Genomic DNA, 26542 nt, shown 5'->3' on the forward strand with positions numbered 1-26542 from the left:
GCGTACGTGGGGCGAATCCACATGGTGCCGTCACGGCCACCGCATAGAATCGGGGTGCACATCATAGAGGGTTGTCATGACCTATTGCGTCGGCATCGAGGTGGACGAGGGCTTGGTCTTCGCCGCCGATACCCGGACCAACGCCTCCCTGGACGATGTCCGCGTGCACCGCAAGCTGCACGAGTTCGAGTTTCCGGGCCAGGCCGTGTTCGTACTCATGGCGGCGGGCAACCTCGCCACCACCCAGCTGCTGGTGTCGCGGCTGCGCCGCGATGCCGAGGAACAGCGTCCTGAAAGCCTTGTCGGCTACCGCTACCTGTTCGAGGTGGCCGAATACGTGGGCCGGGTGCTGGTGGACAGCCAGGTCAAGAGCAACACCCCCGAGCACGGCCACGACGGGGTGAATACCCAGGCCACGCTGATCCTGGGCGGCCAGGTCGGCAACGAGCGACCGGGCCTGTACATGATCTACCCGCTGGGCAACGCCATTGCCGCGTCGCCGGAAACCCCGTTCCTGCAGATCGGCGAGTCCAAGTACGGCAAGCCGATCCTGGACCGCATCATCCGTTCGCACACGCGCCTGGACGATGCGGCGCGCACGGCGGTGGTGTCGCTGGATTCCACCGTGCGCTCCAATCTTTCGGTGGGCCTGCCGTTCGACCTGGTGCTGCTGCGCGCCGGCGACCTGCACATCACCCAGCGCATGCGCCTGGCCGCCGACAGCCCGTTGTACGCGGATATTCACGGCAACTGGTCGCGGCGGCTGGAGCAGGCGGTGGCGGCGTTGCCAAGGTTTCCGTGGGAATCAGGCGATCACGACCAACGGTCGTGATCTACCGGACCACAGATTCACGCGATCATCGGGTAGCTCACGACCGTTGGTCGTGAGTGGTTACCCCAACGCCTCAGCCACCGAACGGAATACCTGCTGCATCTCCAGCGGCTTGCGCAGCACATGAACAGGAATTCCTGCGGGGAAGCGCCCCCGCCGTACCGGCACGTCCTCGCTTTCCAACACCAGCACCGGGCCGTGATAACCCAACGCGGCCATTTCGCGCAGTAGCGAACTGGCCGACAGCAGTTTGGAACCGGCATCGGCAATCACCAGCGCCGGCATGGCCTCCTGCTGCATCCAGCGCAACGCCGCCGCGCCATCGCACGCCAACTGCAGGTGGTAGCCTTGGCTGGACAGTGCATTGCCCAGCAGCGACAGCCGCGTGGCTTCGCCGTCCACCACCAGAATGGACTGGCCGCTGCCGGGTGCCACCGGCGCTTCGGCGACCGGAGCGTCGGCAGGCACTTCATACGCCGGCAGCAACAGATCGAAACGGGTGCCCTCGCCCGGCGCGCTCTGCACCTGGATCCTGCCCTGCGCACCTTCAATGATGCGCTTGCACGACATCAGCCCCAGTCCGGTGCCGTTGGGCTTGGTGGTGAAGAACGGATTGAACAGGTTCGACAGCACTTCCTGGCTCATGCCAGTGCCCTGGTCTGACACCGCGATGCGCAGCCACGAGAGGCCTTGAGCATCGCTGTCGGCCTGCGCCAGCAGGGTCAGCTTCCCGCCATCCGGCATCGCTTGAATGGCGTTCAAGGCCAGGTTCAACAGCACCTGCTGCAGCTCGGTGTAATTGGCATGCACGGTGAGATCCGGGTCGGCCACTTCCAGCTCCAGCTCAACCTCCGGCGGCAGATTGCTGCGCAACAGCAACGCCACCGCTTCGAACAGCATGGCCATCCGGATCGGCTCGCTGGGCGTGCGTGACCCACGCACAAACGACAGCATGGACTCGGCCATCTCGTGCCCGCGCCGCCCGCACTCGGCGATCACGTCGGCCAAGTGTCGCAACTGCGGATCGTCGGTACGGGCCTTGAGCAGGTCCGGCATGATCAGCAGCGGCTGCAGAATGTTGCGCAGGTCGTGGCTGAGGCCGGCGGCCAGCAGCGACAGGCTTTCCAGCCGCTGCGCGCGCATCAGCTCGGCCTCCACCCGGGCGCGGTCCAGCGCCCCGCGCGCATCGCGTACCGCTCGTGCCACCGCCGACGGCAGGCGCGCCGGCTGGTGCTTGATGATGTAGTCGTTGGCCCCCTCGCGTAGCGCGGCCACCGCCGGCTCTTCACCCAGGGTGCCGGAGACGAAGATGAACGGCATGTCCGGATGGCTGTCGCGGACGATGCGCAGCGCGTCCAAGCCCGAAAAGCCCGGCAGGCTGAGGTCCGAGAGGACGATATCCGGGGTGCTGCGCGCCAGCGCTTCGCGCAGCTCGGCCGCGCTTTCCGCGCGCTCGAAACTGGCATCCAGACCAGCGGCCAGAATCTGCCCGCTCAGCAGTTCCGCGTCGCCGGGGGAATCTTCCACCAGCAGGATGCGCAGGTGCCCCAGAACCGGGCCGTTACGAGGCATGGAGGCTCCTCTTCCTGCCGTCGGGGCCTTGCCCTGTATTGAGACCGTCACTGAACCACAGCGCCATAACCCCTCGTCAGTGTGCCCGCATCCCCTGCCTTCCACCCCTGTGGAAAGCGAAGCGGTGAATATACTCCACACCAACGTGAATGGGACTCCATTCAGGACAAATTAAGAAAAGAAAAAGGCGCGCCGGGTGGCGCGCCTTGGTTTCAATGGAGGAAACCGGTGGTCAGTTGAATATCGGCAGCGCGATGTCGGCGCTCACTTCTGGGTCTTCTTGTTCTTCGGAAGTGCACGCGCCGCCTTTGGCGTAGGTGCCCTTCCGATCGTGAAGCCTGTACCCACGCCGATCGTGCCCTCTCCCGTGCCACCAGGGCGGCCTCCAACGTAAATAAGGCCTCCCGCGCCGTGAGCTTCACCAAGATCCCCACCCACGAGTCCGGCGAAATCGTCTTCGCGCGTACGCGGCGACTTGTTCATTTCACACCTCCTGTTTGCAAGCAACGCTGAAACAAGCCCCCGCCGTCGCATGGTAGATTTCGCCCCCTTATGTAGGCGTCAACGCGCGGAAGTTCCGAGCGGCACCGCCACACTCACATGAGTGACTGTCTGCCTACGGCTTGCGAACCCCGCTGATGTCGACACTCTTTACTCCGGTGATCGCCTTCCCTTCCCCTGCCAACCCAACCACGGACCTGAAGCCATCGGATGATCGCGCTCCTGAAGCCAACCGCAGCCGGGCAAGCCCGGCTCTACGCTTGGCGGGTCCTTACTAGAAAAGGGCGCGCCCGCAGGCGCGCCCTTTCTATCGAATCGCTACAGCGTTGGATCAGCGCTTGGCCGCCGCCGCCGACACCTTCAGCATGCTGGCATCAACACTCTTCACGCCCTTGATGCCCTTGGCGGTGGTGATCGCCTTGTCGTGCTCGGCCTTGGTGGCCACGTTACCCTTCAAGGTAACAACGCCGTTCACTGTTTCAACTTCCACTTTGGTGCCCGGCACGTTGCTGCTGGTCATCATGTCTGCCTTCACCTTGGTGGTGATCCAGCTGTCAGACACCGGCTCGTTGGAATCGTGGGTATCAGCATGGGTCATGGCGCTGTGGTCCATGGCCTTGTCACCCGTCTTCGGCGGGTCCTTGGCCATCACCGCAGTGCTGGCGAACACCATACCGAGGGCGAGCGAAGCGGCAAGCAGATTGCGGGTCTTGTTGGTCATGCGGATGTCTCCCGTGTTTGTGATTCCACTATGGGAGGTCATGCGTGGAAGCCACGTCGGTTTGGAATAACGCTGCCGTGAATCGTAGGAATTGATTCAGAACGGTTCATATTTCCGCACCGCACCAACCGGGTTTACGATGGCGGCGACATTCTCAGGGTTAGTCCGATGAACACGGCAACGCAGGTGGGTTTGATTGGCTATGGGCTGGCTGGAAGCGTTTTCCATGCGCCGTTGCTGCAGCACACACCCGGTTTGGCCTTGCACAGCATCGTGAGTTCGCAGCGCGACACGCTGATGCGGCGATTCACCGACGTGCACATTCATGCGGATGTTGAGCCGTTGCTTGCCGACCCGGCGGTCGATGCCGTGGTGATCGCCACGCCGAATGCGCAGCATGCGCCGTTGGCAATTGCGGCGCTGCGTGCAGGCAAGCATGTGCTGGTGGACAAGCCATTTGCATTGAGCGTGGCCGAAGCCGAGGCCGTGATCGCGGCGGCACGCGAAGCGGATCGTGTGGTGACGGTGTTCCAGAACCGGCGTTTCGATGCGGACTTTCTAACCCTACAGCGGTTGATCGCCGATGGAACGCTGGGCGGGATTTCAGAATGCCATTCGCACTTTGATCGCTTCCGCCCACAGGTACGCGAGCGCTGGCGCGAAAGTGATGTACCGGGTGCGGGTTTGTGGATGGACCTGGGGCCGCATCTGCTTGATCAGATGCTGGTGCTGTTTGGTTGGCCGCAGGCGATTACCGCCGATATTGTTTCGCAGCGCGAGGGGGCTTTGAGTAACGACTACTTCCATGCGGTGCTGCATTACCCGAGGATGCGCGCGATCGTGCATGCGGGGTCTTTGGTGAGTGCATCTGCACCGCGCTTTGCGGTGCATGGCACGCGCGGCAGCTACCTCAAGGAAGGGCTGGATGTGCAGGAGGAGCAGCTGCGTGCCGGGGTTGCGCCGGGTGCGCCGGGGTATGGGGTGGACCCGGTGCATGGGGTTGTGGTGCGGCAGGATGCGGAGGGGCGTGTCAGCCGGAGTACGGTGGATAGTGAGGTGGGGGATTACCGGCGTTTGTATGCGGCGTTTGCGTCTGCGGTGCGTTGTGAGGGGGAGGCCACGGTGAGTGCGGCGCAGGCGATGCAGGTGATGCGGTTGTTGGAGGCGGGGGTTTGCAGTTCGGCCGACGGGCGGCGGGTGGATTTTTAGGCGACACGCCTTGCGTGTCGCCGTGCATCCGGATGCGCGGGTCAGTCGGTTTTCATCTGGTGGCCGCCGAACTGGTTGCGCAGGGCGGACAGCATGCGGTCGCTGTAGGAATTGCCTTCGCGTGAACGCAGGCGCTCGAGCAGCGAGAGCGTGATCACCGGAGCGGACACATCGAGGTCGATGGCCTCGGCGACGGTCCAGCGGCCTTCGCCGGAATCGGGAACGTAAGGCGCAATGCCGTCCAGCTGCGGGTTCTTTTCCAGCGCTTCCACGCTCAGGTCGAGCAGCCAGGAACGCACCACGCTGCCGTGCTGCCAGGTGCGTGCCACTTCGGCCAGATCCAGATTGAACTCGGCCTTGCGCTGCATCAGCGCGAAGCCTTCGGCATACGCCTGCATCATGCCGTACTCGATGCCGTTGTGAATCATCTTGCAGTAATGCCCTGCCCCGCTCGGGCCCACATGCGACCAACCGCGATCGGCCGCCGGGGCCAGGGTGCGGAAGATGTCGCCGATGCGCTCGACCGTGGCTTTGTCACCGCCGATCATCAGGCTGTAACCCTCCTGCAGGCCCCACACGCCACCGCTGGTGCCGCAGTCCAGGTAGGTGATGTCGTCCTGCAGCAGCTGTGCGGAGCGGCGGACGCTGTCCTTGTAGTACGAGTTGCCGCCGTCGATGACCACGTCGCCCTCTGACAGGTGCGGAGCCAGCGCGGCCAGGGTCTGGTCGACCACCTCACCGGCCGGCACCATCAGCCACACCACGCGCGGCACCGGCAGTTTGGCCAGCGCGTCGGCCAGCGAGGCACTGACCTCGAAGCCGCGTGCGGCGGCGGCGTTGCGCGCCGCCTCGCCCGGGTCCACACCGATCACGCGGTGGCCGCCGCGGTGCAGGCGCTCGGCCATGTTGGCGCCCATGCGCCCCAGTCCAATCATTGCAATGTCCATCAATCACCTATGCTCGGGTTGCGAATGCGATGCCGACCCCGCCGCGCACTGGCGCAGGCGGGCGTCGATCCAACGGCGGTACAGCGTGGTATGCAGATTGTGCAGCCCCAGCTCGAAGGCGAATGGCGTCCGCGGATTGCGGTCGAGCAGGCGCACCACGTGGTAGCCCACAGGACGTATACCGCGTGGGTGCACATAAATCAGGAACCCCTGATAGAACGGATCGTCCAGCAAGGCGTCCAGTTCAGCAAGCACTGGCTGCTGGGCGGCCGGCAGCGCCCGCCTCAGCCCCGCGTCGCGCTCGAACAGCAGCCGCTCGAAGCGGCGGGCGCTGTGGCCGGGAAGCTGCGCGGCCAGCTCCCAGATGCGCCGGTTGATGCGGTCGTAATGGGCGAAGCCACCGTGCTCGCGCAGCGCCTGCGCGGCGGCGGCGCTGACATCGACGATCACGAAGTTCTCAGCCTGGTTGTTGATGTCGTCCAGGTAGGTCTTGTCGAATACATGCTCGATGAAGCCCGGTGCGCCGACGAAGGCCTGGCGGCCGCGCTGCGAGGTGCGCACCGCCTTGCCGTCGGCGAGGAACGTGCCGGCGTGATGCCCGAGCAGGATGCTGTCGGTGTCGTGCAGGCTCAGGAAGGTGCCGATGGACAGCTCGCGGGGGCTGAACTCCGCATCAAAGGCGGCGTCGCCGTACAACTCGCGCTGGGTGGCCAGTTGGGCCACCTGTCGCCCTACCCCGCATTCGCTGCGTACGTTGCCGTTGTAGAAGGCGTCCAGCGCAGTGCTGTTTCTTCCTGCCGGCTGGTAGCCGCGCCCGAAGCTTCGAAAGCCCTTCCAGCCTTGCGCACGACTACCGCCGATACCGAAGCCGATCCATCCCAGCTGCAGCGCGGAGAAGCGATAGCCGGGGTTGTCCTGCAGTTTTGTGGCAGCGCGGTGCGTCGCCTTGCCCAGTTCAAAAGCATAGGCGCACACCGTGGCCGGATCATCGAACAGCGTCTGCAGGAAGGCCTGCCGTTGCGGCGCATTCCACTGCTGCGGCAACTGCACCCGCAGGTCGCCGGCAGCGCGCGCCTCGTCCAGGCCAGCGCGCTCGCAGACTGCGCCGCCGTGCACCTCGGGTGTCGAAGTGGAGGTGGATCCTATCTGCCAGCCCAGCTCATGCAGCAATGCTTCGGTGCAGTCGGCTGCCGAGGCTGCGGGCACCATAGTGCCCAGCGCCACGGTGACGAGCAGCCGACGCAGACGTTGCACGGCGATGCGCGACCGTTCAGGCCTGCGGCGCAGGAACGTCAGTGGTGGGGGTGGCCTCCGGGACCGGCTCTGGCGGGGTCGGTACCGCCGCGGGGGCCGGAGGGGCCGGCGGCGTGGCCGGAATGGCGTCTGACGGCACCTCAGCGGGTGTGGGCGGCGGCGGCGTGCCGGCAGCGGCCGCCGGCAGGTACTGCTGCAGGCGCGCGAAGAAGCGGCGATAGAAGTCCGCATCCTGCACGGTGCTGCTGGCCACTTTCACTAGCGAATCGTCATTGCTGCCGAACGGCAGCGACACCGAACCCAAGGCCCCGACACCGACACTGGCCGAGGTGGGGCTCTTTTTCAGCGCATAGCGGTCCTGCACCGCGCTGATGAACACCAGCGCCTCGTCACCGCGCGGCGCGCAGGAAATGCGCAGTACCAGTTGTTCGTGCTCGTCATCGCGCGGCTGGAAGTTCTTGTTGGCTTCAACAGCATCGCTGCCGTAGCGGGCAATCGCGTAGCCCTGGCTGAGCAGGGTGCGGCGCGCGGCTTCGCACGCCGTCGCCGGCGAACCGGGTACGGTGCGCGAATAGGTATCGCCAGAGTCGAACGATTCGCGCAGCAGCGTGCTGTCGGCGGCGCGTCCGCCGCAGGCGCTGAGTGACACGGCCAGCAGGCCGGCCGGAAGTGCGTGGGACAGCCGCATGGGCGCTCCTGCAATAACGGGATCGTCCCAGCTTAGTGAGCCAGGCGTATGCGCAGGGTCTAAATAGCAAAGGGCCGGCGCATGGCCGGCCCTTCGTTATCGGTTGGTTCACCCCCGGTCACGACCAACGGTCGTGACCTACCGGCTGGTAGCGCACGACCGTTGGTCGTGCGTGATCCGTGATCAATCGGCCCAGCGGCCTGCGGCGGTGGACTGCGGCAGCACCTGCGCCGACAGCGGACGGTCCTCGGCCAGCAGGTTCACCGCATCGGCCAGAATCGAGGCCGATTCACGCAGCAGCGGGTCCGGGCGTTTTTCAGCGGCCTTTTCACGGGCGGCGTCCTTCACGATGTCGCGCTCGTTGCCGGTCAGGCCGTCGTCATTACTGTCGTCGGCCAGCGGGTCCAGGTCCAGGCCCAGTTCCTTGCGGATGGCCTGGCGGTCCTTGCGCTGCTTTTCCTGGCGCTCACGCTCGGCACGACGCTCGCCTTCATTGAGCGAGATGTACTTCTTCGCGGCTTCGGTGCGGAACTGCTGCACGTCCTCGTTCCACCACTGGAATTCCTTGTCGGCGGCAATACGCGCGGCATGGCGGGTTTCCAGCTTGGGCAGCAGCGGGCCGAAGTTGCCGTACTGGGTGTGCGGCACGGCGGCGATGCGGGTCCACGGCAGGGCGTTGTCGTAGGTGCTTTCGCCGTACTCGGTGGCGTCCACGCTGGCCGGGAAGGCCAGGTCGGGGACCACGCCCTTGTGCTGGGTGCTGCTGCCGCTGACGCGGAAGAACTGGGCGATGGTCAGCTTCACCTGGCCGAAGCGCTGGGTCTCACCGCTGGGCCAACGGTCCAGATCGACGATGTTCTGCACGGTGCCCTTGCCGAAGGTGGTTTCACCAATGACCAGGCCACGGCCGTAGTCCTGGATGGCACCGGCGAAGATTTCCGAGGCCGAGGCCGAGCCACGGTTGATCAGCACCGCCAGCGGACCGTCCCACGCGACCGCTTCGCTGCGGTCGTTGTTGACGGTGACGCGGCCGCCGGATTCACGCACCTGCACCACCGGGCCCTGCTCGATGAACAGGCCGGTGAGTTCAATGGCTTCGTCCAGCGAACCACCGCCGTTGTTGCGCAGGTCCAGCACCACACCGTCGAGCTTGTCGTTCTTGAAGCCAGCCAGCAGCTTGGCCACGTCGCGGGTGGCCGAGGCGTAGTCGGTGGCGTTGCGGCGGCGGCCTTCGAAGTCCTGGTAGAAGGTGGGCAGCTTGATCACGCCGACCTTGCGCTCCGGTTCGCCTTCCTTGCCGGGAATGGTGAGGGTTTCGCCCTTGGCGGCCTGTTCGGCCAGACGCACCTTCTGGCGGGTCAGCACCAGCATGTGGTGCTTGCCGTCGACACCTTCCTCGGCCGGGATGAACTCCAGGCGCACCTGGGTGTCCTTCTTGCCGCGGATCTTGGCGACCACGTCGTCAATGCGCCAGCCGATCACGTCTTCGACCGGGCCAGACTTGCCCTGGCCCACGCCGACGATGCGGTCACCGGGCTTGAGCGTGCCGTTCACCGCAGCCGGACCACCGGCGATGATCTCGCGGATCACCACCATGTCGTCCTGGCGCTGCAGCTGCGCGCCGATGCCTTCCAGCGACAGCGACATCGCCTGGTTGAAGTTCTCGGCGGTACGCGGGGTGAAGTAATCGGTGTGCGGATCGACCGCGCTGGTGTAGGCGTTGAGGAAGAACTGGAAGACGTCTTCGCCCTTCAGTTCATTGACCGACTTTTCCAGCGTGGCGTAACGCTTGTCCAGCGTCTTGCGGATGTCGGCCGGCTGCTTGCCGGCCAGCTTCAGACGCAGCCAGTCGTTCTTGACCGACTTGCGCCACAGGTCGTCCAGTTCGGCGGTGCTGGCCGCCCACGGCACGTCCTTGCGGTCGTAATCGAAGCGCTCGTCACTGCTGAAGTCGAAATCCTGCTTGAGCAGCTTGCGCGCGTAGCCGACACGCTCGCCCACGCGCTGCTTGTACACCGCGAACACCTGGAAGGCCGGTTCGAGCTCGCCGCCACGGATGGCATTGGCGATGTTGGCCTCGAACGGGGCGAACTTGGCGATGTCGGCCTGGGTGAAGAACTGCTTGCTGCCGTCCAGCGACTCCAGGTAGCGCTTGAACACGTCCTTGGAGGTGGCGGCATCCAGCGCGCGCGGCCGGTAGGCGTAGCGGCTGTCCGAAAGCAGGCCATACACCAGCTTGGAGGTGGTGGCCTGGTCGGCGGTGGCGGCCGAGGGCAGCGCCGGCGAATCGGCATAGGCGGCCAGGGCCAGCGGCGCGGTCAGCGCCAGGGCCATCAGGAATGCGGGAACTTTAAGTTTCATCAACTTGCTCATGGCACCTTGCCAAGGGGGAGACTGCGTGCAGATCAGACAACACGACAGTGCCGAAAGTTGCGGCGGATTTCCAGCCTAAACCGAGGTCCGTATCGATTTGTGAACGGCGATGCGCCGTATCGACCAACGGTCGATACCTGCCGGGTAGCCGCCGACCGTTGGTCGGCGGTAGCTTCAGGCGACGCCTGCCCCTTTTGCCTGAACGTCGGCGTGGTACGAGGAGCGCACCATCGGGCCGGAGGCCACGTGGCTGAAGCCCAGCTCGTAGCCGTACTCCTCCAGCGCCTTGTATTCCTCGGGGGTCCAGTAGCGCAGCACCGGGTGGTGGTGGGCGGTCGGCTGCAGGTACTGGCCGATGGTGATCATGTCCACATCGTGGGCACGCAGGTCACGCATGGTGGCGCGCACCTGGTCCATGTCCTCGCCCAGGCCCAGCATGATGCCGGACTTGGTGGCGATGGCCGGGTGCTGGGCCTTGAAGTTCTTCAGCAGGGTCAGCGACCACTGGTAGTCCGCGCCCGGGCGTACGTTGCGGTACAGGTCCGGCACGGTTTCGATGTTGTGGTTGAACACGTCCGGCGGGTTGGTCGCCAGGATGTCCAGCGCGCGCTCCATGCGGCCCTTGCCACGGAAGTCCGGGGTGAGCACTTCAATGCGGGTGTTCGGCGACTTGGCGCGGATCGCGCCGATGCAGTCGGCGAAGTGCTGGGCACCGCCGTCACGCAGGTCGTCGCGGTCGACGCTGGTGACCACGACGTACTTCAGGCCCATGTCGGCCACGGTCTGGGCCAGGCTGGCCGGTTCGCCGGCGTCCGGCGGCTTGGGCCGGCCGTGGGCGACGTCGCAGAACGAGCAGCGGCGGGTGCAGACCTCGCCCAGGATCATGAAGGTGGCGGTGCCGTGGCTGAAGCACTCGTGGATGTTCGGGCAGCTGGCTTCCTCGCAGACCGTGACCAGGCGGTTTTCGCGCAGCTTGGCCTTCAGGGTCTGCACGGCATTGCCCGAGGGAATGCGCACGCGGATCCAGGAGGGCTTGCGCAGCACCGGCGCGTCGGCGAACTGCACCGGCGAGCGGCCGATCTTGTCACCGCCCAGCTGTTTGACGCCCGCCTGCAGCGGGGCGGCGGACGGCGTGTCACCCTGCACAACCTGCAGGGGAATGATGCGAGCGGTGGTTTCAGTCATGGCCTTGGTCGGCGGCGGTCAGGCCGCGTCAGTCAGATCGGGCAGTTCAGAGGTGGGCTGGAGGTCCAGGCCGAACTGGCGGGCCAGATGGCCCAGCAGTACCGGCTTCACGGCCGCCATGCCGGACGGTCCCCCCAAGTCTACCACCGAGGTCACCTGCAGCCCTTGGTAGCCACAGGGGTTGATGCGGCGGAACGGCTCCAGGTCCATGGCCACGTTGAAGGCCAGGCCGTGGAAGGTGCAGCCACGACGGACGCGGATGCCCAGTGCGGCGATCTTGGCCCCGGCCACATACACGCCGGGCGCGCCGTCCTGTCGTTCAGCGCCGATATTCCATTCGTCCAGGGTGTCGATGATGGCCTGTTCGATCCGGCAGACGTAATCGCGCACGCCAATGCCCAGCCGGCGCACCTGCAACAGCGGGTAGATCACGATCTGGCCCGGGCCGTGGTAGGTCACCTGGCCGCCGCGGTCGACGTGCAGCACCGGAATGTCGCCGGGGGCGAGCACGTGCTCTTCCTTGCCGGCCTGACCCAGGGTGAAGACCGGATCGTGCTCGACCACCCACAGCTCGTCAGCGCTGTCGTCGGTGCGCGCATCGGTGAAACGCTGCATTGCATGCCAGACCGGGGCGTAGGGCTGGCGGCCCAGGTCACGCACCACGGCCGGGCGGGCGACGCGCTGCCCGGGGGCAGCGGCTTCGAGGGAGCAGTCGCTTACAGCGTCCACTTCACTTCCGGGTGGTCGCGCAGGGCCTCGTGGGCGCTGTCGTACTGTTCGCGGCTGTCGGCCTTGAACACCAGCCGTACGGACACGTATTTGCCATTGGACGAGGTCTTCCAGCTGATGCGCTCTTTCAGCACATCGACGCCGGCGGCCTGCAGCAGGCGGGGAAGTTCATGCTCCAGCCCGATGTTGGCCGCGCCCATGGCGCTGAGCTCGAACTGACCGGGGAACTGGAAGCCGTGTTCAGGGTTGTCAGACTTGATTTCCATGGCGCGATTATGGGGACGAAAACGACGAAACCCAAGCAGGGCGGGATCATGTGCACAGCGTCGCCCAACCGGACATGAAAATCCGGCTTCATTCACAGCACAGTCCAGTGCATGCGCGGCGTTGAGGCCGCCTCACGTCTTCACTACGCTGTCTGCGCATAAAAAGAAGCCAATTCAGTCAGCGGATCAATCATGCGTTTGAAGCCTTTTGCGTTGCCGGCCGCGCTTGCCGGTGTGCTTGCCGTGGCCGCGCCTGTCGCACGGGCGGCCGAACAATGTGGTCCTGACGCCATGCGCGACCACCCGCCCCAGGTCAACTTCCGCGTCGACAACGACCTGTTCGGGGGGGCCGACCAGGACCAGGGCTACACCAACGGGGCCCAGATCACCCTGGTGTCGCCGAACCTGGTGGACTACACCGACGACCCCTGCCTGCCGCGCCTGGCGCGCTGGGTGAACCGCCATCTGGAACGGCTGGCTCCGGGCGAGTTCGAGCAGCAGAACATGATCTTCAGCTTCGGCCAGGCGATCTACACGCCGAAGGACTTCACCCGCAAGGACCTGATCGAGGACGACCGCCCCTACGCCGGCGTGCTGGTTGGCAGCTTCGGCTATAACGCCCGGCGGGGCGACCGCCTGCAGACCACCCAGCTGACCCTGGGCGTGGTCGGACCGTGGGCGCTGGGCGAAGAGGTCCAGGACGCGGTACATGACGCGCTGGGCGACGAGAAATTCCAGGGCTGGGACAACCAGCTGCACAACGAGCCGGTAATCATGCTGACCCACGAGCGCATGCGCCGCTGGCCGGCCGATGCCAGCGAGAATCTGGGTGGCTGGGGCTGGGATGCGATCAGCCACTACGGCGGTGCCGTCGGCAACCTGGCCACCCACCTCAATGGCGGCGGCGAAGTACGCTTTGGCTGGAAACTACCGGACGACTTCGGCAGCACCCCGCTGCGCCCGGCCGGCGAAAACACCGCGCCGACCCGTGGCGGCAAGCCCAGCGGCTGGTCATTCCACCTGTTTGCCACCACCGACGCCGCCTGGGTGATCCGCGACATCACCCTGGATGGCAACACCTTCCGCAACAGCCACAGCGTGGACAAGCGTCCGTTCGTGGCCCAGGCCGGTTACGGCCTGGCGATCATGTACAACCGCTGGAAGTTCGCCCTTGCCCGCTACCACAGCACCCGCGAGTTTGATGGGCAGGAGCAGTCGCCGATCTATGGGTCGTTTACGATTTCCAGGTCGCTGTAGAGACGCGCCATGCGCGTCTTCGCGGTACCCGGACGTTCGCGGACACGCATGGCGTGTCCCTACAAAAAAGGCCCGCATCGCGGGCCTTTTTCTTACTCCGATTCCCACCACATCAGGAAGCTGTGCCACAGGCGCTTGAAGAAGCCAGCTTCTTCCACCGCAGCCACGGCCACCAGCGGAGCTTCCGCCACCACCTTGCCGTCCAGGGTCACCTTCAGCGTGCCGATCGGCTGACCCGCAGTGAACGGCGCTTCCAGGGTCTTGGGCACGTCGATGGTCGGCTTGAGATCGTTGTAGCGACCGCGCGGCACGCTCACCAGCAGCGGCTGGGCCACGCCCAGCTGCACGTTGTCGGCCTGCCCCTTCCACACCTTGTGTTCGGCCACGGCCTTGCCCGGCTCGTACATGCGGTGGGTTTCGAAGAAGCGGAAGCCCCAGTTGAGCAGGGCGAGGCTGTCATCGGCACGCTGCTTCTCCGAAGCACCGCCCAGCACGACGGCGATCAGGCGCTGGTCACCGCGCTGGGCCGAGCTCATCAGGCAGTAGCCGGCTTCCGAGGTGTGGCCGGTCTTGATGCCGTCAACGCTGGCGTCGCGCCACAGCAGCAGGTTGCGGTTGGGCTGGGTGATGCTGCCCACGGTGAATTCCTTCACCTTGTTGTAGGCATAGGTTTCCGGGTAGTCACGCACCATCGCCCGGCCCAGCAGTGCCAGGTCGTAAGCGGTGGTCTGGTGTCCCGGCGCGCTGAGGCCGTGGGCGTTGACGAAGTGCGAGTCCTTCATGCCGATCTTGGCGGCATAGCTGTTCATCAGCGACGCGAAGGCTTCTTCGCTGCCCGCCACGTGTTCGGCCAGCGCGATGGCGGCGTCGTTGCCGGACTGGATCGCCATGCCCTTTTCCATGTCTTCCAGACGCGCGGTCTGGTTGACCGGGAAGCCGCTGTAGCTGCCATCGGTGCCGGCACCGCCTTCGCGCCAGGCACGTTCGCTCATCATCACCTGGTCGTCCGGACGCACCTTGCCGTTCTTCACTTCGGCGGCGATCACGTACGAGGTCATCACCTTGGTGATGCTGGCGGGCGCGAGCTGTGCATGGATGTTCTCACCTGCCAGTACCTGGCCGGTGGCGTAGTCCATCAGGATCCAGGCCTTGGACACGCTGGGCACCGGGGCCGGCGGCGTCGCGACAGTGGCCGGTGCGGTGGCCGCCGGCGCGGGAGCGGGGACGGGCTGCGGGGTCTGGGCGGAAACCATGCCCACGACCAGCGTCGTGGCCAGGGCGGCAGCGGCAAAGCGGAATTTCATCGGACAACAAGCTCCAGGGGCGCCAAGGGGGATGACAAAGGGGTGATACGGGGCGGGCCATTGTAGGCCCATGCACTGCCGGCACGCGGTCAGGCGCGCCGGGTCTGGCCATTCATTCTTTTACGATCTGCGGTGAGCCAAAGCCCAGACCCACGATGCGGCCGGCAAGTTCCGCCGCGCTGGCATGGTCGGATGCAGGAACCCGCAGGCGCCACAGGGTGCGGCCGCCGCTGACGATGTCACTGATGCTGGCCCCGACAATGCCCGCGGTGGACAGCTGGCCCAGTGCACGCGTCGCGTTGTCACGGCTGGCGAAGCTGGCCACCTGCAGCAGCACGGTGCCCATCTGCTGGGACAGCGTGGGGTTGGCCGCAGGCGCGGTCGCCACCACGGGTGCCGGGCGTACCGGCGCAGCCGGTGGCAGCTCGCTGACACTGACCGGCCCGGTATCCAGGGAGGCCGCCTGGGTCGCCGCAGACGGGCGATTGCCGGTGGCCGGCGATGCCGCCGGCAACGCGCCAACCAGCCGGTCCATGTCGCTGGGCCGGGCCGGTGCGGGCGCTGCGGCAGTGGCAGCCTGTGCCGCGCGTTGCTCGCGGCGCGACGGTTTGGCTGCCAGCAGCGGCTCTTCCCCGGGCTGTAACGCGCGCACTTCGACGTTGCCGGTACCGCGCTGGGTGATGCCCAGGCGCACGGCGGCGGCGTAGCTGAGGTCGATTACCCGGCCGTCATGGAACGGGCCACGGTCATTCACCCGCACCACCACCGACTCGCCATTGTCCAGGTTGGTGACCCGGGCAAAGCTGGGCAGCGGCAGGGTTTTGTGCGCGGCGGTGAAGGCGTACATGTCGTACACCTCCCGGTTGGAGGTCAGGCGGCCGTGGAATTTCGAGCCGTAGTACGAGGCGGTGCCCTTCTCGGCATAGCCCTTGGTCTTGTCCATCACCTGGTACTGCTTGCCGAGCACCACGTAGGGCGACTTGTTGCCCACCGCCGAGCGCGGCAGATCGACCACGTCCGGCTCGGGAATGCAGGCCACGTCCGGCACGTACGTGGGGGTGCTGTCATTGACGCCGGGCTTGTACAGGCCGCCGGCACGGTAGTTGCCGCGCGTGTTGGGATCTTCAGTGGCCGCCTGGTAGGGCGAGCCCTCTGGGCAATGGCTGGGCCGGTTGCTGCCGCCCTTGCCCTGCACCAGCGCGCCGCTGCTCTTGCCGCTGCCACCGGCGCTGGCCGGCTTTTTCGGTGCGCTGCTGCATGCGGCCAGTGCCAGTACCAGCACACCGACCATCAGTCCCCTGCACTGCGCGAAGGTGTTCATGCCGGCGGCAGCTCCTGACCGGCGATGGCCTGTGACAGCTGATACACCGCCATCGCGTACATCTTGGAAAGGTTGTAACGGGTGATCGCGTAGTAGTTCTGGAAGCCCAGCCAGTACTGCTTGCCGGTGCTCGCTTCCAGCGTGACCGGGGTGGCGGTCAGACCGGCCGGCACGCTGCCGATGGGCTGGTAGCCGCGCTGGGCCAGATCGGACAGCGTCCAGGTCGGGGTCCAGTCGGTGGGGTCGAAGGATTCGCGTCCCGGGGTCAGGGTGGCCTGCACCGCGACCGGACCGCCACGCACCCATCCACCCTTCTTGACGAAGTAGTTGGCGATCGACGAGAACACGTCGTCGTAGCTGTTGAACAGATCGCGGCGGCCATCGCCGTTGCCATCCACGGCGAAGTCCTGGTAGCTCGACGGCATGAACTGACCCATGCCCATCGCGCCGGCATAGCTACCCTTGATCGCGGTGATGTCCAGCTGTTCGTCGCGGGTGAGTGCAAACAGGCGCGACAGTTCATCGCGGAAGTACAGTTCGCGGCGCACCTCGCGCTCCAGCTTGGCCGGGTCGCCGCTGCGCGGATAGTTGAAGGCCAGCGTGTACAGCGCATCGAGCACGCGGTAGCTGCCGGTGTTGGCCCCGTAGCTGGTTTCCACGCCGATGATGGCCACGATCACTTCCGCCGGGACGCCGGTGCGTTCCTGCACGCGCATCAGCTCATCGCGGTGCTGGGCGAGGAACTTCTTCCCGCCGTCGATCCGCGCCTGGCTGATGAACATCGGCCGGTATTCGTTCCACGGCTTGACCCTCTCGGCCGGCCGCGACATCGCGTTGATGATCGGCTGGCGCACTTGTGCCTGGGCCAGGGTGGCTTCGATCTGCGCAGCGGGAATGTTGTAGCGGGCGGCGGTATCGCGCACGAAGTTGGCGCGGGCCACTTCGAACGGCACCGGGGTCAGATCCACCGGCGGCGCGGTAGCGGCCGCCGCTTCCGGCGCGGCTTCAGCCGGCCCTTTGTGCCCCACCCCCGGCTTATTGGGAGCACCCGACGCCTGTGGCGGCGGTGGCGGAGAAGACGGTTGGGTCGCGCAGGCAACCAAACCGAGCGTGAGCATGCAGGCCAGAGTGCGTCGAATCATCGCCGCAGGTTAGCAGGTCAAAGATGAAATAAAACCCCTAACACCATGAATCCCAACGAATTGCGTAGACAACCGCCAATTCATGAACCCAGCGTGTAGATCATTGCCCCGTCAGCCGGGCAAGCCCGGCTCTACGTCAGCATCCCAGGATGCAGGCAATCGCCAATCCGAACGATAGAGCCATCATGGTCCGTCTGGTGAAGAGCCCCCCTTTGTTAAGGGGGGCGCGGCAACGCCGCGGGGGATAGGAAGAATGCGCGGACGTAGTCCGGCTCACCTTACCGGCCTCCGGCCGATAAGGTGCGCCGGCTACGTCCCCATCCCCAACGGACGTAACCGGCGTACCGACCCGGTTGATACCGGCGCGACGTGCAACTCCCCAGCGCACGTCTCACCCCCTGTATCGGTTGAGTCAACTGCTATCCCGTTCGGCTCCCCTTCGCGCTTCGCTTGGCTCGATGCGCGGCTGCTGAACGGGCCGCCATTGTGCGTGCCATTTGCGACATGTCCATTGATCCGGATCAAGCGAATTCATTTTTGTGCACTTCATCGCACTTTATTGCCACTTTGTTGACGCGACATGCACCAAAAGCGACGGTTTGGAGGCGTCCAAACGGGGCCGAATGTTAATTTTGCGCAAATCACACTAAATCACAGGCCCGGAAAGGCAGTGATTTGACGCGAGGCTGTGTAACTGTCGGAAAGCCGCCAGCACTGCGTTTCCGGCTAGCTGTAGCCGCCGTGGACCGGTTGATGCGCGCGTGCGGCCATGACCAGGCCGAAGCCGGCCAGCAGCGAAACCGCCGAGGTGCCCCCGTAGCTGATCAAGGGCATGGGCACGCCCACCACCGGCAGCAGGCCGGAGATCATGCCGCCATTGACCAGCACATAGACGAAGAAGGCCAGGCCGGTGGCTCCGGCGAGCAGGCGGGAGTACGAATCACGCGACTGCGAGGCGATCCACAGGCAGCGCCCGATAACCACGAGGTACAGGGTCAGCACCACCGCGACGCCGATCCAGCCGAACTCCTCGCTGAGCACGGAGAACGCAAAATCGGTGGTCTGTTCGGGAATGAAGTTCAGGTGCGACTGTGAGCCCTGCCCCCAGCCCTTGCCATCGAGGCCGCCCGAGCCGATCGCGATCTTGCTCTGGATGATGTTCCAGCCGGCCCCGAGCGCGTCGCTCTCCGGGTCCAGGAACATCATGATGCGGTCTTTCTGATAGGGCCGCAGCAGCCATATCCAGGCCACCGGTGCCGCGGCGGCCACGCCGCCGACCGCCACGCCGACCCACCACCACGGCAGGCCGGCCAGCAGCAGCACGAAGGCACCGCTGGCAGCGATCAGCACGCCGGTACCGAAGTCCGGCTGCAGCATCACCAGGCCGGTGGGCACGCCGATGATCACCGCGCTGACCAGCACGGTGTTGAAGCGCGGCGGCAGCGGCATGCGGTGCAGGTACCAGGCCACCATCATCGGAAGGCTGACCTTGAGCAGTTCGGCCGGCTGCAGGTAGAACAGCTTCAGGTCCAGCCACTGTCGCCCGTACTTGCCGGTGCCGAGCACGAACACGGCCAACAGCGGAATCATCGAAATGGCGTAAATGAGCGGCGTGGCCGAGCGGATGCGCAGGATCGATATCCGCGAGATCGCCCACATCGCGCCCAGGCCCACCACAAAACGCGCGCCCTGAGCGAACACCAGGCCGTCGCCCCCCGCGCTCTTCAGCACGGCCAGGCCAATCAGCATCAGACTGCCCAGGGCCAGGCACAGCACCCAGTCGAGGGTGCTGACAAAGCGCACGACCATGTCGGTCGCCCAGCGCAGAAACTCTTTCATCGGCTGCGCTCCGGTGCGGGTGCGGTCGGGGTCGGTACCACCGCAGCAGGCGACGGCGCGCCGGGATCGGGCGGGGGCGGTGCAACCGGCAGCTGTGTGCCAACCATCACCGGCAGGATCTCCAGCGCGAGCGCGGCCACGTCACCGGCCTCACGCGCCGCGCTGTCGCCACCGTCAAAGGCGGTCAGGCCGATGGCGGTGGTGCCGCGCTCGCTGTCCAGCGGCTCCATGCCCTCGGGCATTTTGCCAAGCAGCCACGCGTCGAACAGCTTGCGCGCGATCGGAGCCGCCGCCGAGCCACCATAACCACCGCCTTCCACCGCGATGGCCACCGCGATCACCGGGTTCTCGGCCGGTGCGAAGCCGACGAACAGCGAACGGTGGCGCAGGTGCATGGGCAGGCTCTTGGGGTTCACGGCTGCGGTGCCGCGGCGACTGATCACCTGCGCGGTGCCGGTCTTGCCGGCAATCGTGTACGGCGCGCCCGCTGCGGCGCGTGCGCCACTGCCGCCCGGACGCATCGTGCCCATCATGCCCTCGCGCACCGCCTGCAGGTTGCTGGCAACAGGGCTGATCGGCTTGCTCTTGCCGGCGGCCATCGGCACCCAGTCGGCATCGAAACCTTCGCGCGTCTGCATCACCAGATGCGGCGTGCGCAGCTGGCCATCGGCAATGCCGCCGACGCCGTGCACCAGCTGCAGCGGGGTGACCTTCCAGTCGCCCTGGCCAATGCTCACATTGACCGTGTCACCGGGGTACCAGCGTTCTTTGCGCGATTTGGCCTTGTTCTGCGGCGACGGCAGGATGCCGCCGATCTCGCCGGTCAGGTCGATGCCGGTCGGCTCGCCAAAACCGTAGTAGCCCATGTAGTGATCGAACTTCTCGATGCCCATGTCCAGGGCAAGCTTGTAGTAATACGTGTTGACCGACTGGGTGATCGACTTGCGCAGGTCGGTCCAGCCATGTCCGCCACGGTTGGCATCACCCCAGCCACGCGAGGTGCCGGGCAGGTAAAACATGCCGGTGGAGAGAATCTTGTCTTCCGGCTTGCGCACGCCGCTGTCCAGGCCGGCCAGGCCGATCAGCGGCTTGATCGTGGAACCGGGGGCCACGCCGCCCAGCACCAGGCGGTTGAACTGGGGCCGCGAGGGGTTTTCGTTCAGGGCCTTGAAGTCGGCATGCGAGATGCCGTTGACGAACAGGTTGGGGTCGTACGACGGCAGGCTGACCATGGCCAGGATCTCGCCGGTGCGCGGATCCATCGCCACCGCCGAGCCTTCGAATTCGCCAAAGGCGGCGACCATGGCGCGCTGCAGGTCGGCATCGATGGACAGGCGCAGGTCGCTGCCGGACTGCGCGGCCACCCGCCCGATGGTGCGGATGGCGCGGCCCTGCACATTGGTTTCGACCTGCTCGTAGCCGACCTTGCCGCGCAGTTGCTGCTCGTAATAGCGCTCCAGCCCGGACTTGCCGATGTGAGTCAGCGCCGCGTTGCCTTCGCCCAGCATCTCCAGGTCTTTGTCGTCGACCCGGCCGACGTAGCCGATGATGTGGGTGAACAGGTCGCCGTACGGGTATCGACGGGTCAGGTAGGGCTCCAGCTCGACCCCGGGGTAGCGCCAGCGGTCGACCGCGAAACGGGCCATCTCTTCGTCGCTGACGCGCAGCTTCAGCGTGACCGGCAGGAAGCTGCGGCGCGCCTTGCGCGATTTGTTGAAGGTCTCGATCTCTTCCGGACTGATATCCAGGATCTTCGCCAGCCCGGCCAGGGTGGCGTCCATGTCCTTGACCTTGTCCGGGGTAATGTCGAGCCGGAACGCGGGCACGTTCTCGGCCAGCAGGCGGCCGTTGCGGTCGTAGATCATGCCGCGCCCGGGCACCACCGGCCGGGGTTTGATGCGGTTGGCTTCCGAGCGCGTGGCGTAGACGTCGTGGTCGAGCACCTGCAGCTTGAAGTACCAGCCGCCCAGGCCGAGCAGGCAGACCAGCACGCCGAGGAAGCCCAGCGCGGCGCGGCGCCGGAACTGCTCAGCTTCGGCGTGCGGGTTCTTGGCCGGACGGCGCATGTACATGTCAGCGCCCGCGACGTCCGAAGCGCACGGCGTCGAGCAGCACGAACGCCAGCGGCCACAGCGCCATGCCCAGCAACGGCGCCCACCAGTACGACCACGGCAGGGTCGGTTCGCCCACGGCGATGTGGACCACGGCGCTGACGATGCGGTCATTGAACAGCAGGCCGCCGATGGCCAGCATCTGCTGCGACATCGGGAAAAAGCGGATGCGCGCGCGGAACCGCTGCAGGATGAAGGTCAGCATCACCAGCCGCAGCGCCTGTTCGCCCAGCACGCCGCCGTACAGCAGGTCGGCAATGACGCCGCAGCTGAAGGCTACGCCGAGGCCGACGCGTTCGGGGGCTTCGATCACCCAGTACGCCAGCACCAGCGCCAGCCAGTAGGGGCGCAGCGGTTGCAGCAGTTCGGGCAGCGGCAGCAGGCCCAGCAGCAGCGCCAGGATGATGCTGACCGGCAGGACCCAGCCTTTGTCGCGCAGGCGGCTCATCGGTTGGGTTCCTGGGGTTGCCGGCCAGCTGCCGGCACTACCGGCGGTGCAGCGGCAGGCGTTACCGAAGCTGCTTCCGGAGAGGTAGGCGGCGCGACCGCAGGCGCAATCGGCGGTTCGGCGGGGCCGCCTGGCGCGTCGGTGGGGAGGCGCAGGTTCGGCGGAATTCGGATCGCAGCACCGGGCCTGAGCAACAACACATCGCGGCCGCGGTCGAGCTTGGCAGCCGGTTCCAGCGAGCCGACCAGGAAGGCGTGGGTGTCGTCAGGGCGCAGGGCGGTGATTTTGCCGACCGGGAAGCCGGCCGGGAAACGACCGCCAAGGCCCGAGGTGACGATCTCATCGCCCACTTCCACGCCGGCACTGAGCGGAATATCGCGCAGCTCCAGGCTGTCGCCCCGCCCGTATACGATCAGGCGCACACCATTGCGCGCCACGGTGACCGGCACGGCGTGGTCGGGGTCGGTCAGCAGCAGCACGGTGGCGGTACTTCCGGTGGTCGCGATCACCTGCCCCATCAGCCCGCCGGCGTCGATCACGGCCTGGCCCATGTGCACGCCGTCGCGGCTGCCAGCCGCCAGCACCAGACGCTGCTTCACCGGATCCAGGTCGATGTCCAGGATCGGAGCCAGCTGCACGTCCAGGCCGCTGCGCTCGGCCACGTTGAGCAGCTCGCGCAGCTGGGCGTTGTCCAACGCGGCGGTCTGCAGGCGGGTCAGGCGGGCATTGGCGATCAGCAGCTGATTGCGCAGCTCGCGGTTCTCGGCGACCAGCTGGCCGTGGCTGGCGGCGTTGTCCTTGACCTGGGTGCCGAGGCGGCCGGGCAGCCCGGCCAGGGCCCACACCGGCTGCACCAGCACGTTGGCCTGCGCGCGCGCGCGCGCCAGCCAGCCGGCCTGGTCGTCCAGCACGATCAAGATGATGGCCAGGGCCAGGTAGGCCAACAACCGCAGGGGGCTGCTGGCGTCTCCCTGGCGGGAGGCTACGGGAGGTCCGGCATAAGGCGGCACAGTGGGAACCGCTTATTCCGGCGCAAAGAACTCATTGCCATGCATGTCCACCAGCTCCAGCGCGCGGCCACCGCCACGTGCCACGCAGGTGAGCGGGTCGTCGGCCACCTGCACGTGCAAGCCGGTTTCCTCCGAGATCAGGCGGTCCAGGTCACGCAGCAGCGCGCCGCCACCGGTGAGCACGATGCCGCGCTCGGCGACGTCGGCGCACAGCTCCGGCGGGGTCTGCTCCAGCGCCAGCTTGACCGCGCTGACGATGCCCGACAGCGGCTCGTGCAGGGCTTCCAGCACCTCGTTGGAGTTGATCTTGATCATCTTCGGCACGCCCTCGGCGAGGTTGCGGCCGGAGATTTCCATCTCGATGACCTCGGCCTGCGGGTAGGCGCAGCCCAGCTCGACCTTGATGCGCTCGGCGGTGGCTTCACCGATCAGCATGCCGTGGTTGCGGCGCACGTAGTTGGTGATCGACTCGTCGAAGCGGTCGCCACCGATGCGGACCGAGGCCGAATAGACAATGCCGTTCAGCGAGATCACCGCGACCTCGGTGGTGCCGCCGCCGATGTCGATGACCATCGAACCGCGTGCTTCGGTCACCGGCATGCCGGCACCGATGGCCGCAGCCATGGGTTCTTCGATCAGGAACACGTCGCGGGCACCGGCCTCTTCGGCCGATTCCTTGATCGCGCGGCGCTCGACCTGGGTCGAGCCGGCCGGCACGCAGACCAGCACGCGCGGGCTCGGGCGCAGCACGCGCGACTTGTGCACCTTTTTGATGAAGTGCTTGAGCATCGCCTCGGTGTACGTGAAATCGGCGATGACGCCGTCCTTCATCGGGCGGATGGTGGTGATGTGGCCCGGGGTACGGCCCAGCATCTGCTTGGCCTCGGCACCCACCGCGGCGACCGAACGGGTGCCGCCGATGGCGCGGTCCTGGCGCACGGCCACGACCGACGGCTCGTTCAGCACGATCCCCTGCCCGCGCACGTAGATGAGGGTGTTGGCCGTGCCCAGGTCGATGGACAGGTCATTGGAGAACATGCCACGCAGTTTCTTGAACATCTGAGGAAGGAGTCCTGAGGGGTGTCGTGCCCGCCGCGGGATGGCGAAAAAATGGGCAGAAATCGAGGTGGACAAGCCTAGCAATCCGCCTGTGCGCGAGCAAGGAGAAATCTGGCTGAAAGCTTGTCTTCACGGCCATTCAGCCGATCCGGGTCACCCGGGGTTCTGGCCCTGAGGCCATTCACCCGTTAACCTTTGCGCCATTGGGTGCCGGACGGCGCCGTTTTGATGCCCGGCTGCCGGGCCCCCAGACCCCTTTCGCATAGGCTTATTCGATGTCCGCTTTGATCTGTGGTTCTCTTGCCTTCGACACCATCATGGTGTTCCCGGACCAGTTCAAGAATCACATCCTGCCGGACAAGGTGCACATCCTGAACGTGTCGTTCCTGGTGCCGCGCATGCGCCGCGAGTTCGGCGGCTGCGCCGGCAACATTGCCTACAACCTGCACCTGCTGGGCGGTTCGCCGATCCCGATGGGCACGGTGGGTTCGGACTTCGGCCCGTACCGCGAGTACTTCCAGGGCCTGGGCATCGACCTCAGCCGGGTCAAGGTGATCGACGAGCTGTTCACCCCGCAGGCGTTCATCACCACCGACCACGACAACAACCAGATCACCGCCTTCCATCCCGGCGCGATGATGCGTTCGTACGAGAACCACGTGAAGGACGTGCCGGGCGTGACCCTGGGCTTGGTGGGCCCGGACGGCCGCGAAGGCATGATCCAGAACGCCGAGGAGTTCTCCGCCGGCGGCGTGCCGTTCATCTTCGACCCGGGCCAGGCCATGCCGCTGTTCAACGGCCCGGAGCTGCGCACCTTCATCGAGCAGGCCGACTACGTGGTGGTCAACGACTATGAGTCGAACCTGCTGCAGGAACGCACCGGCTGGGACGAAAAAGAGATCGTGAGCCGGGTCAAGGCCTACATCACCACCCGTGGCCCGAAGGGCGCGGTGATCCATACCCCGGAAAAGACCTACGACATTCCGCCGGCGCACGAACGCCGCGTGGTCGACCCGACCGGCTGTGGCGACGCGTTCCGCGCCGGCCTGATCTACGGCATCGAGAAGGGCTACGACTGGCTGACCATCGGCCGCATGGGCAACCTGATGGGCGCGCTGAAGGTGGAGCACCCGGGCACGCAGAACCAGCGCTTTACCTTTGACGAGTTCAACGAGCAATTCAAGCAGCAGTTCGGTTACGCGCTTAACGCGTAACCGAAGCTGCTGCTTCAATTGCTCGCCCACGATTCGCGATGCGAATCGTGGGCCCCGAAGCATTCCTCCTATCCCCGCGCCTGTCGGCGCACCCCCTTAACAAAAGGGGGCTGTTCCTCCAGACGCATGGCGTGTCCCTACGGTGTTTTGCAGGGGACCTGCGCTGTTCCGCAGAGCGGCGTGGCCTTGATCGCGTCGATCCACGCCTGCTGCTGGGCGGGATGGACGCGGGTGGGGAGATGGGCGTTGCGCTCGCCTTCGCTGGCGGGTCGCCAGTGGTACTCGATGCGGTGCACGTACTGCTTGCCCTGCAGATAGCCGATCAGGGCTCCTTCGCCGAACGGCGCAGCGGGACCGAAGCGATCGCAGAAACCACCGGAGATGGTGGACTCACCCGCAGCGGCCGCGCCGCTCCACGGTTCGATCTCGGTGAAGGTGCCGCCACACGCCTTACGGGCCTCCTGCTGGCTCACCATCGAGACCATCTGCGGCAAGGTCTTGCCCATGGCAGCCACCTCCTTTGACACCTCGGCCGGCGGCAGCGGAACGCGTCCGACCAGCAGATACTGGCCACGCCAGTTCTTGATGTTCTGGTCGGCCGGAATGTACTCCTGCATCACATCGCCATTGCCGCTGCGGTCGCCGGCCATCCAGGCCAGCTTCCAGCCTGACGGCACGGCCACCTGCAGCTGCTCGCCGTGCACGGCGAACGGCGTGCCGTCGCCGTCGGCGCTGCGGGCCAGGCCGGGGGCCGCAAGCGCGACCATCCCTGCGGCCAGCAGGAACCACCCTGGTGCGCTCAATTCCACCACCCCGGCATGCGGCTGGCGTCTACGCCGCCGGTTTCGAAGACGGCCGTACGGGTGCCGCCGGCCTTGACCGGGAATTCGATGCTGATCGACTTACCCTTGCGGGCCAGCTTCCACAGCGCCTTCTGGTCGGTGATGAACATGGCGATGGCCTCGTCGGTCTTGGGCCGCCAGGCGGCCATGTTGACCGGCTTGCCGTCGTCCACGGTGACCTTGACCGTGCACTGCGGGCACCGGAAATCACCGGCCTGCAGCACCAGGTAGGCGTGGCGCTTCCATTCGGGGTGGTCGCGGAACACCAGTTGCACCGGCTTGGGGCCGCTGCCGTCCACGTCCACCCGCTCCTTGCTGTAGATCGACGCGGAGATCTGACTGCCCTTGGTGCCCACGGGCACCGTGTTGTACTGCCACAGGCCCTGCATGCGACGCAGGTCGCGCGCGGCCTCGGCCTTGGCCTTGACCTCGGCGAAGCCCGGCTCGATGCGCGCGGCCACGTCGGTGTCCTTGTAGATATCCAGCAGCGAGCCACCGTGAATGCGGGCCTTTTCCCAATCCTGAGCGGCCACCGCCATGTCGTACTGCTTGGCCACGCCCTCAGCCTTCTCCTCCTTCGCGGCCTTGGCCGCTGCGGCCGCGGCTTCCTGGGCCTGGCGCTCCTTTTCCGGGTCGGTGCAGGCGGCCAGCGCCAAGGTGCAGGCGGCGATGAGGATCAGTTTTTTCATGGGCAGGTCCGGATTCAAGACGTCGATGG

24 protein-coding genes are annotated in these 26542 nt (G+C 66.1%); 4 read left to right on the forward strand and 20 right to left on the reverse strand.

Annotated features, from left to right (window positions below; all coding sequences use genetic code 11):
- Positions 1-76 precede the first annotated feature (76 nt).
- Complete coding sequence (locus PDM29_RS04015; protein WP_311192603.1) at positions 77-832, forward strand: proteasome-type protease; 756 nt, start codon at positions 77-79, stop codon at positions 830-832.
- A gap of 60 nt (positions 833-892) precedes the next feature.
- Here PDM29_RS04015 and PDM29_RS04020 read toward each other — a convergent pair whose 3' ends face one another.
- The 3 genes from PDM29_RS04020 to PDM29_RS04030 all read right to left on the reverse strand — a co-directional run bounded on the left by PDM29_RS04020 (position 893) and on the right by PDM29_RS04030 (position 3626).
- Positions 893-2404 carry an ATP-binding response regulator gene (locus PDM29_RS04020; RefSeq protein ID WP_311192604.1) on the reverse strand — a complete coding sequence of 504 codons (1512 nt, stop codon included), beginning with the start codon at positions 2402-2404 and terminating at the stop codon, positions 893-895.
- Between the two features lie 264 nt (positions 2405-2668).
- On the reverse strand, positions 2669-2887 hold the full coding sequence (locus PDM29_RS04025) for a hypothetical protein (protein WP_311192605.1): 219 nt from the start codon (positions 2885-2887) through the stop codon (positions 2669-2671).
- Positions 2888-3236: 349 nt separating this feature from the next.
- Complete coding sequence (locus PDM29_RS04030; RefSeq protein WP_311192606.1) at positions 3237-3626, reverse strand: BON domain-containing protein; 390 nt, start codon at positions 3624-3626, stop codon at positions 3237-3239.
- A gap of 168 nt (positions 3627-3794) precedes the next feature.
- Between PDM29_RS04030 and PDM29_RS04035 the strand changes: the two genes are divergently transcribed.
- Positions 3795-4835 carry an oxidoreductase gene (locus PDM29_RS04035; RefSeq protein WP_311192607.1) on the forward strand — a complete coding sequence of 347 codons (1041 nt, stop codon included), beginning with the start codon at positions 3795-3797 and terminating at the stop codon, positions 4833-4835.
- Positions 4836-4876: 41 nt separating this feature from the next.
- Here the strand turns inward: PDM29_RS04035 and gnd are convergent, their stop codons facing one another.
- The 7 genes from gnd to PDM29_RS04070 form a co-directional block, all read right to left on the reverse strand.
- Positions 4877-5782: a phosphogluconate dehydrogenase (NAD(+)-dependent, decarboxylating) gene (gene gnd / locus PDM29_RS04040; protein ID WP_311192608.1), complete on the reverse strand. Its 906-nt coding sequence runs from the start codon at positions 5780-5782 to the stop codon at positions 4877-4879.
- A 3-nt stretch (positions 5783-5785) separates the two neighbouring features.
- Positions 5786-6991 carry a hypothetical protein gene (locus PDM29_RS04045; RefSeq protein ID WP_311193716.1) on the reverse strand — a complete coding sequence of 402 codons (1206 nt, stop codon included), beginning with the start codon at positions 6989-6991 and terminating at the stop codon, positions 5786-5788.
- 61 nt (positions 6992-7052) lie between these two features.
- Positions 7053-7724: a DUF2242 domain-containing protein gene (locus PDM29_RS04050; RefSeq protein ID WP_311192609.1), complete on the reverse strand. Its 672-nt coding sequence runs from the start codon at positions 7722-7724 to the stop codon at positions 7053-7055.
- Between the two features lie 183 nt (positions 7725-7907).
- Positions 7908-10085, reverse strand: coding sequence for a carboxy terminal-processing peptidase (locus PDM29_RS04055; RefSeq protein WP_311192610.1), 2178 nt, complete (start codon positions 10083-10085; stop codon positions 7908-7910).
- 186 nt (positions 10086-10271) lie between these two features.
- Positions 10272-11282, reverse strand: a complete 1011-nt coding sequence (gene lipA / locus PDM29_RS04060; RefSeq protein WP_311192611.1) for a lipoyl synthase — start codon at positions 11280-11282, stop codon at positions 10272-10274.
- An 18-nt stretch (positions 11283-11300) separates the two neighbouring features.
- On the reverse strand, positions 11301-12011 hold the full coding sequence (gene lipB / locus PDM29_RS04065; RefSeq protein ID WP_311192612.1) for a lipoyl(octanoyl) transferase LipB: 711 nt from the start codon (positions 12009-12011) through the stop codon (positions 11301-11303).
- Positions 11999-12277, reverse strand: a complete 279-nt coding sequence (locus tag PDM29_RS04070; RefSeq protein WP_311192613.1) for a DUF493 family protein — start codon at positions 12275-12277, stop codon at positions 11999-12001. The genes lipB and PDM29_RS04070 overlap by 13 nt, the downstream gene beginning before the upstream one ends.
- 192 nt (positions 12278-12469) lie before the next feature.
- Between PDM29_RS04070 and PDM29_RS04075 the strand changes: the two genes are divergently transcribed.
- Positions 12470-13534, forward strand: a complete 1065-nt coding sequence (locus PDM29_RS04075; protein ID WP_311192614.1) for a lipid A deacylase LpxR family protein — start codon at positions 12470-12472, stop codon at positions 13532-13534.
- 92 nt (positions 13535-13626) lie between these two features.
- On the opposite strand, the gene PDM29_RS04080 is transcribed toward PDM29_RS04075, so the two are convergent.
- The 8 genes from PDM29_RS04080 to PDM29_RS04115 all read right to left on the reverse strand — a co-directional run bounded on the left by PDM29_RS04080 (position 13627) and on the right by PDM29_RS04115 (position 23768).
- A complete protein-coding gene (locus PDM29_RS04080) occupies positions 13627-14838 on the reverse strand; it encodes a D-alanyl-D-alanine carboxypeptidase family protein (protein WP_311192615.1) in 1212 nt (403 codons plus the stop codon).
- A gap of 112 nt (positions 14839-14950) precedes the next feature.
- Positions 14951-16159, reverse strand: coding sequence for a septal ring lytic transglycosylase RlpA family protein (locus PDM29_RS04085; protein ID WP_311192616.1), 1209 nt, complete (start codon positions 16157-16159; stop codon positions 14951-14953).
- Positions 16156-17301 (reverse strand): lytic murein transglycosylase B, encoded by a 1146-nt coding sequence (gene mltB, locus PDM29_RS04090; RefSeq protein WP_311192617.1) that lies wholly within the window; start codon positions 17299-17301, stop codon positions 16156-16158. The genes PDM29_RS04085 and mltB overlap by 4 nt, the downstream gene beginning before the upstream one ends.
- Before the next feature lie 726 nt (positions 17302-18027).
- On the reverse strand, positions 18028-19140 hold the full coding sequence (gene rodA / locus PDM29_RS04095; RefSeq protein ID WP_311192618.1) for a rod shape-determining protein RodA: 1113 nt from the start codon (positions 19138-19140) through the stop codon (positions 18028-18030).
- The gene (gene mrdA, locus PDM29_RS04100; protein ID WP_311192619.1) at positions 19137-21212 is read right to left on the reverse strand and encodes a penicillin-binding protein 2; all 2076 of its coding nucleotides are present in this window, start codon (positions 21210-21212) and stop codon (positions 19137-19139) included. Before mrdA ends, rodA begins: the two co-directional genes overlap by 4 nt.
- Before the next feature lies 1 nt (position 21213).
- The gene (gene mreD / locus PDM29_RS04105; protein WP_311192620.1) at positions 21214-21699 is read right to left on the reverse strand and encodes a rod shape-determining protein MreD; all 486 of its coding nucleotides are present in this window, start codon (positions 21697-21699) and stop codon (positions 21214-21216) included.
- Complete coding sequence (gene mreC, locus PDM29_RS04110) at positions 21696-22709, reverse strand: rod shape-determining protein MreC (protein ID WP_311192621.1); 1014 nt, start codon at positions 22707-22709, stop codon at positions 21696-21698. The genes mreD and mreC overlap by 4 nt, the downstream gene beginning before the upstream one ends.
- A gap of 12 nt (positions 22710-22721) precedes the next feature.
- On the reverse strand, positions 22722-23768 hold the full coding sequence (locus PDM29_RS04115) for a rod shape-determining protein (protein WP_102947251.1): 1047 nt from the start codon (positions 23766-23768) through the stop codon (positions 22722-22724).
- Between the two features lie 275 nt (positions 23769-24043).
- Between PDM29_RS04115 and PDM29_RS04120 the strand changes: the two genes are divergently transcribed.
- Entirely contained in the window at positions 24044-24982 is a 939-nt protein-coding gene (locus tag PDM29_RS04120; protein ID WP_125359906.1) for a carbohydrate kinase family protein, read from the forward strand.
- A gap of 137 nt (positions 24983-25119) precedes the next feature.
- Here the strand turns inward: PDM29_RS04120 and PDM29_RS04125 are convergent, their stop codons facing one another.
- Positions 25120-25785, reverse strand: coding sequence for a hypothetical protein (locus PDM29_RS04125; protein WP_311192622.1), 666 nt, complete (start codon positions 25783-25785; stop codon positions 25120-25122).
- The gene (locus PDM29_RS04130) at positions 25782-26513 is read right to left on the reverse strand and encodes a hypothetical protein (RefSeq protein WP_311192623.1); all 732 of its coding nucleotides are present in this window, start codon (positions 26511-26513) and stop codon (positions 25782-25784) included. Before PDM29_RS04130 ends, PDM29_RS04125 begins: the two co-directional genes overlap by 4 nt.
- Between the last annotated feature and the right edge of the window lie 29 nt (positions 26514-26542).

The sequence above is a fragment of the Stenotrophomonas oahuensis genome, from assembly GCF_031834595.1.
GTDB lineage: Bacteria > Pseudomonadota > Gammaproteobacteria > Xanthomonadales > Xanthomonadaceae > Stenotrophomonas > Stenotrophomonas oahuensis.

Bases quoted from the DNA above. Each gene is read 5' to 3' on its own strand.
- PDM29_RS04050 (WP_311192609.1), bottom strand. From the start codon at position 7,724: ATGCGGCTGTCCCACGCACTTCCGGCCGGCCTGCTGGCCGTGTCACTC.
- PDM29_RS04115 (WP_102947251.1), bottom strand. From the start codon at position 23,768: ATGTTCAAGAAACTGCGTGGCATGTTCTCCAATGACCTGTCCATCGAC.
- PDM29_RS04025 (WP_311192605.1), bottom strand. From the start codon at position 2,887: ATGAACAAGTCGCCGCGTACGCGCGAAGACGATTTCGCCGGACTCGTG.
- rodA (WP_311192618.1), bottom strand. From the start codon at position 19,140: ATGAAAGAGTTTCTGCGCTGGGCGACCGACATGGTCGTGCGCTTTGTC.
- PDM29_RS04130 (WP_311192623.1), bottom strand. From the start codon at position 26,513: ATGAAAAAACTGATCCTCATCGCCGCCTGCACCTTGGCGCTGGCCGCC.
- gnd (WP_311192608.1), bottom strand. From the start codon at position 5,782: ATGGACATTGCAATGATTGGACTGGGGCGCATGGGCGCCAACATGGCC.
- PDM29_RS04015 (WP_311192603.1), top strand. From the start codon at position 77: ATGACCTATTGCGTCGGCATCGAGGTGGACGAGGGCTTGGTCTTCGCC.
- PDM29_RS04055 (WP_311192610.1), bottom strand. From the start codon at position 10,085: ATGAAACTTAAAGTTCCCGCATTCCTGATGGCCCTGGCGCTGACCGCG.
- mrdA (WP_311192619.1), bottom strand. From the start codon at position 21,212: ATGTACATGCGCCGTCCGGCCAAGAACCCGCACGCCGAAGCTGAGCAG.
- PDM29_RS04120 (WP_125359906.1), top strand. From the start codon at position 24,044: ATGTCCGCTTTGATCTGTGGTTCTCTTGCCTTCGACACCATCATGGTG.
- PDM29_RS04080 (WP_311192615.1), bottom strand. From the start codon at position 14,838: ATGAAATTCCGCTTTGCCGCTGCCGCCCTGGCCACGACGCTGGTCGTG.
- PDM29_RS04075 (WP_311192614.1), top strand. From the start codon at position 12,470: ATGCGTTTGAAGCCTTTTGCGTTGCCGGCCGCGCTTGCCGGTGTGCTT.
- PDM29_RS04035 (WP_311192607.1), top strand. From the start codon at position 3,795: ATGAACACGGCAACGCAGGTGGGTTTGATTGGCTATGGGCTGGCTGGA.
- mltB (WP_311192617.1), bottom strand. From the start codon at position 17,301: ATGATTCGACGCACTCTGGCCTGCATGCTCACGCTCGGTTTGGTTGCC.
- PDM29_RS04085 (WP_311192616.1), bottom strand. From the start codon at position 16,159: ATGAACACCTTCGCGCAGTGCAGGGGACTGATGGTCGGTGTGCTGGTA.
- lipA (WP_311192611.1), bottom strand. From the start codon at position 11,282: ATGACTGAAACCACCGCTCGCATCATTCCCCTGCAGGTTGTGCAGGGT.
- PDM29_RS04030 (WP_311192606.1), bottom strand. From the start codon at position 3,626: ATGACCAACAAGACCCGCAATCTGCTTGCCGCTTCGCTCGCCCTCGGT.
- PDM29_RS04020 (WP_311192604.1), bottom strand. From the start codon at position 2,404: ATGCCTCGTAACGGCCCGGTTCTGGGGCACCTGCGCATCCTGCTGGTG.
- mreD (WP_311192620.1), bottom strand. From the start codon at position 21,699: ATGAGCCGCCTGCGCGACAAAGGCTGGGTCCTGCCGGTCAGCATCATC.
- PDM29_RS04070 (WP_311192613.1), bottom strand. From the start codon at position 12,277: ATGGAAATCAAGTCTGACAACCCTGAACACGGCTTCCAGTTCCCCGGT.
- PDM29_RS04045 (WP_311193716.1), bottom strand. From the start codon at position 6,991: ATGGTGCCCGCAGCCTCGGCAGCCGACTGCACCGAAGCATTGCTGCAT.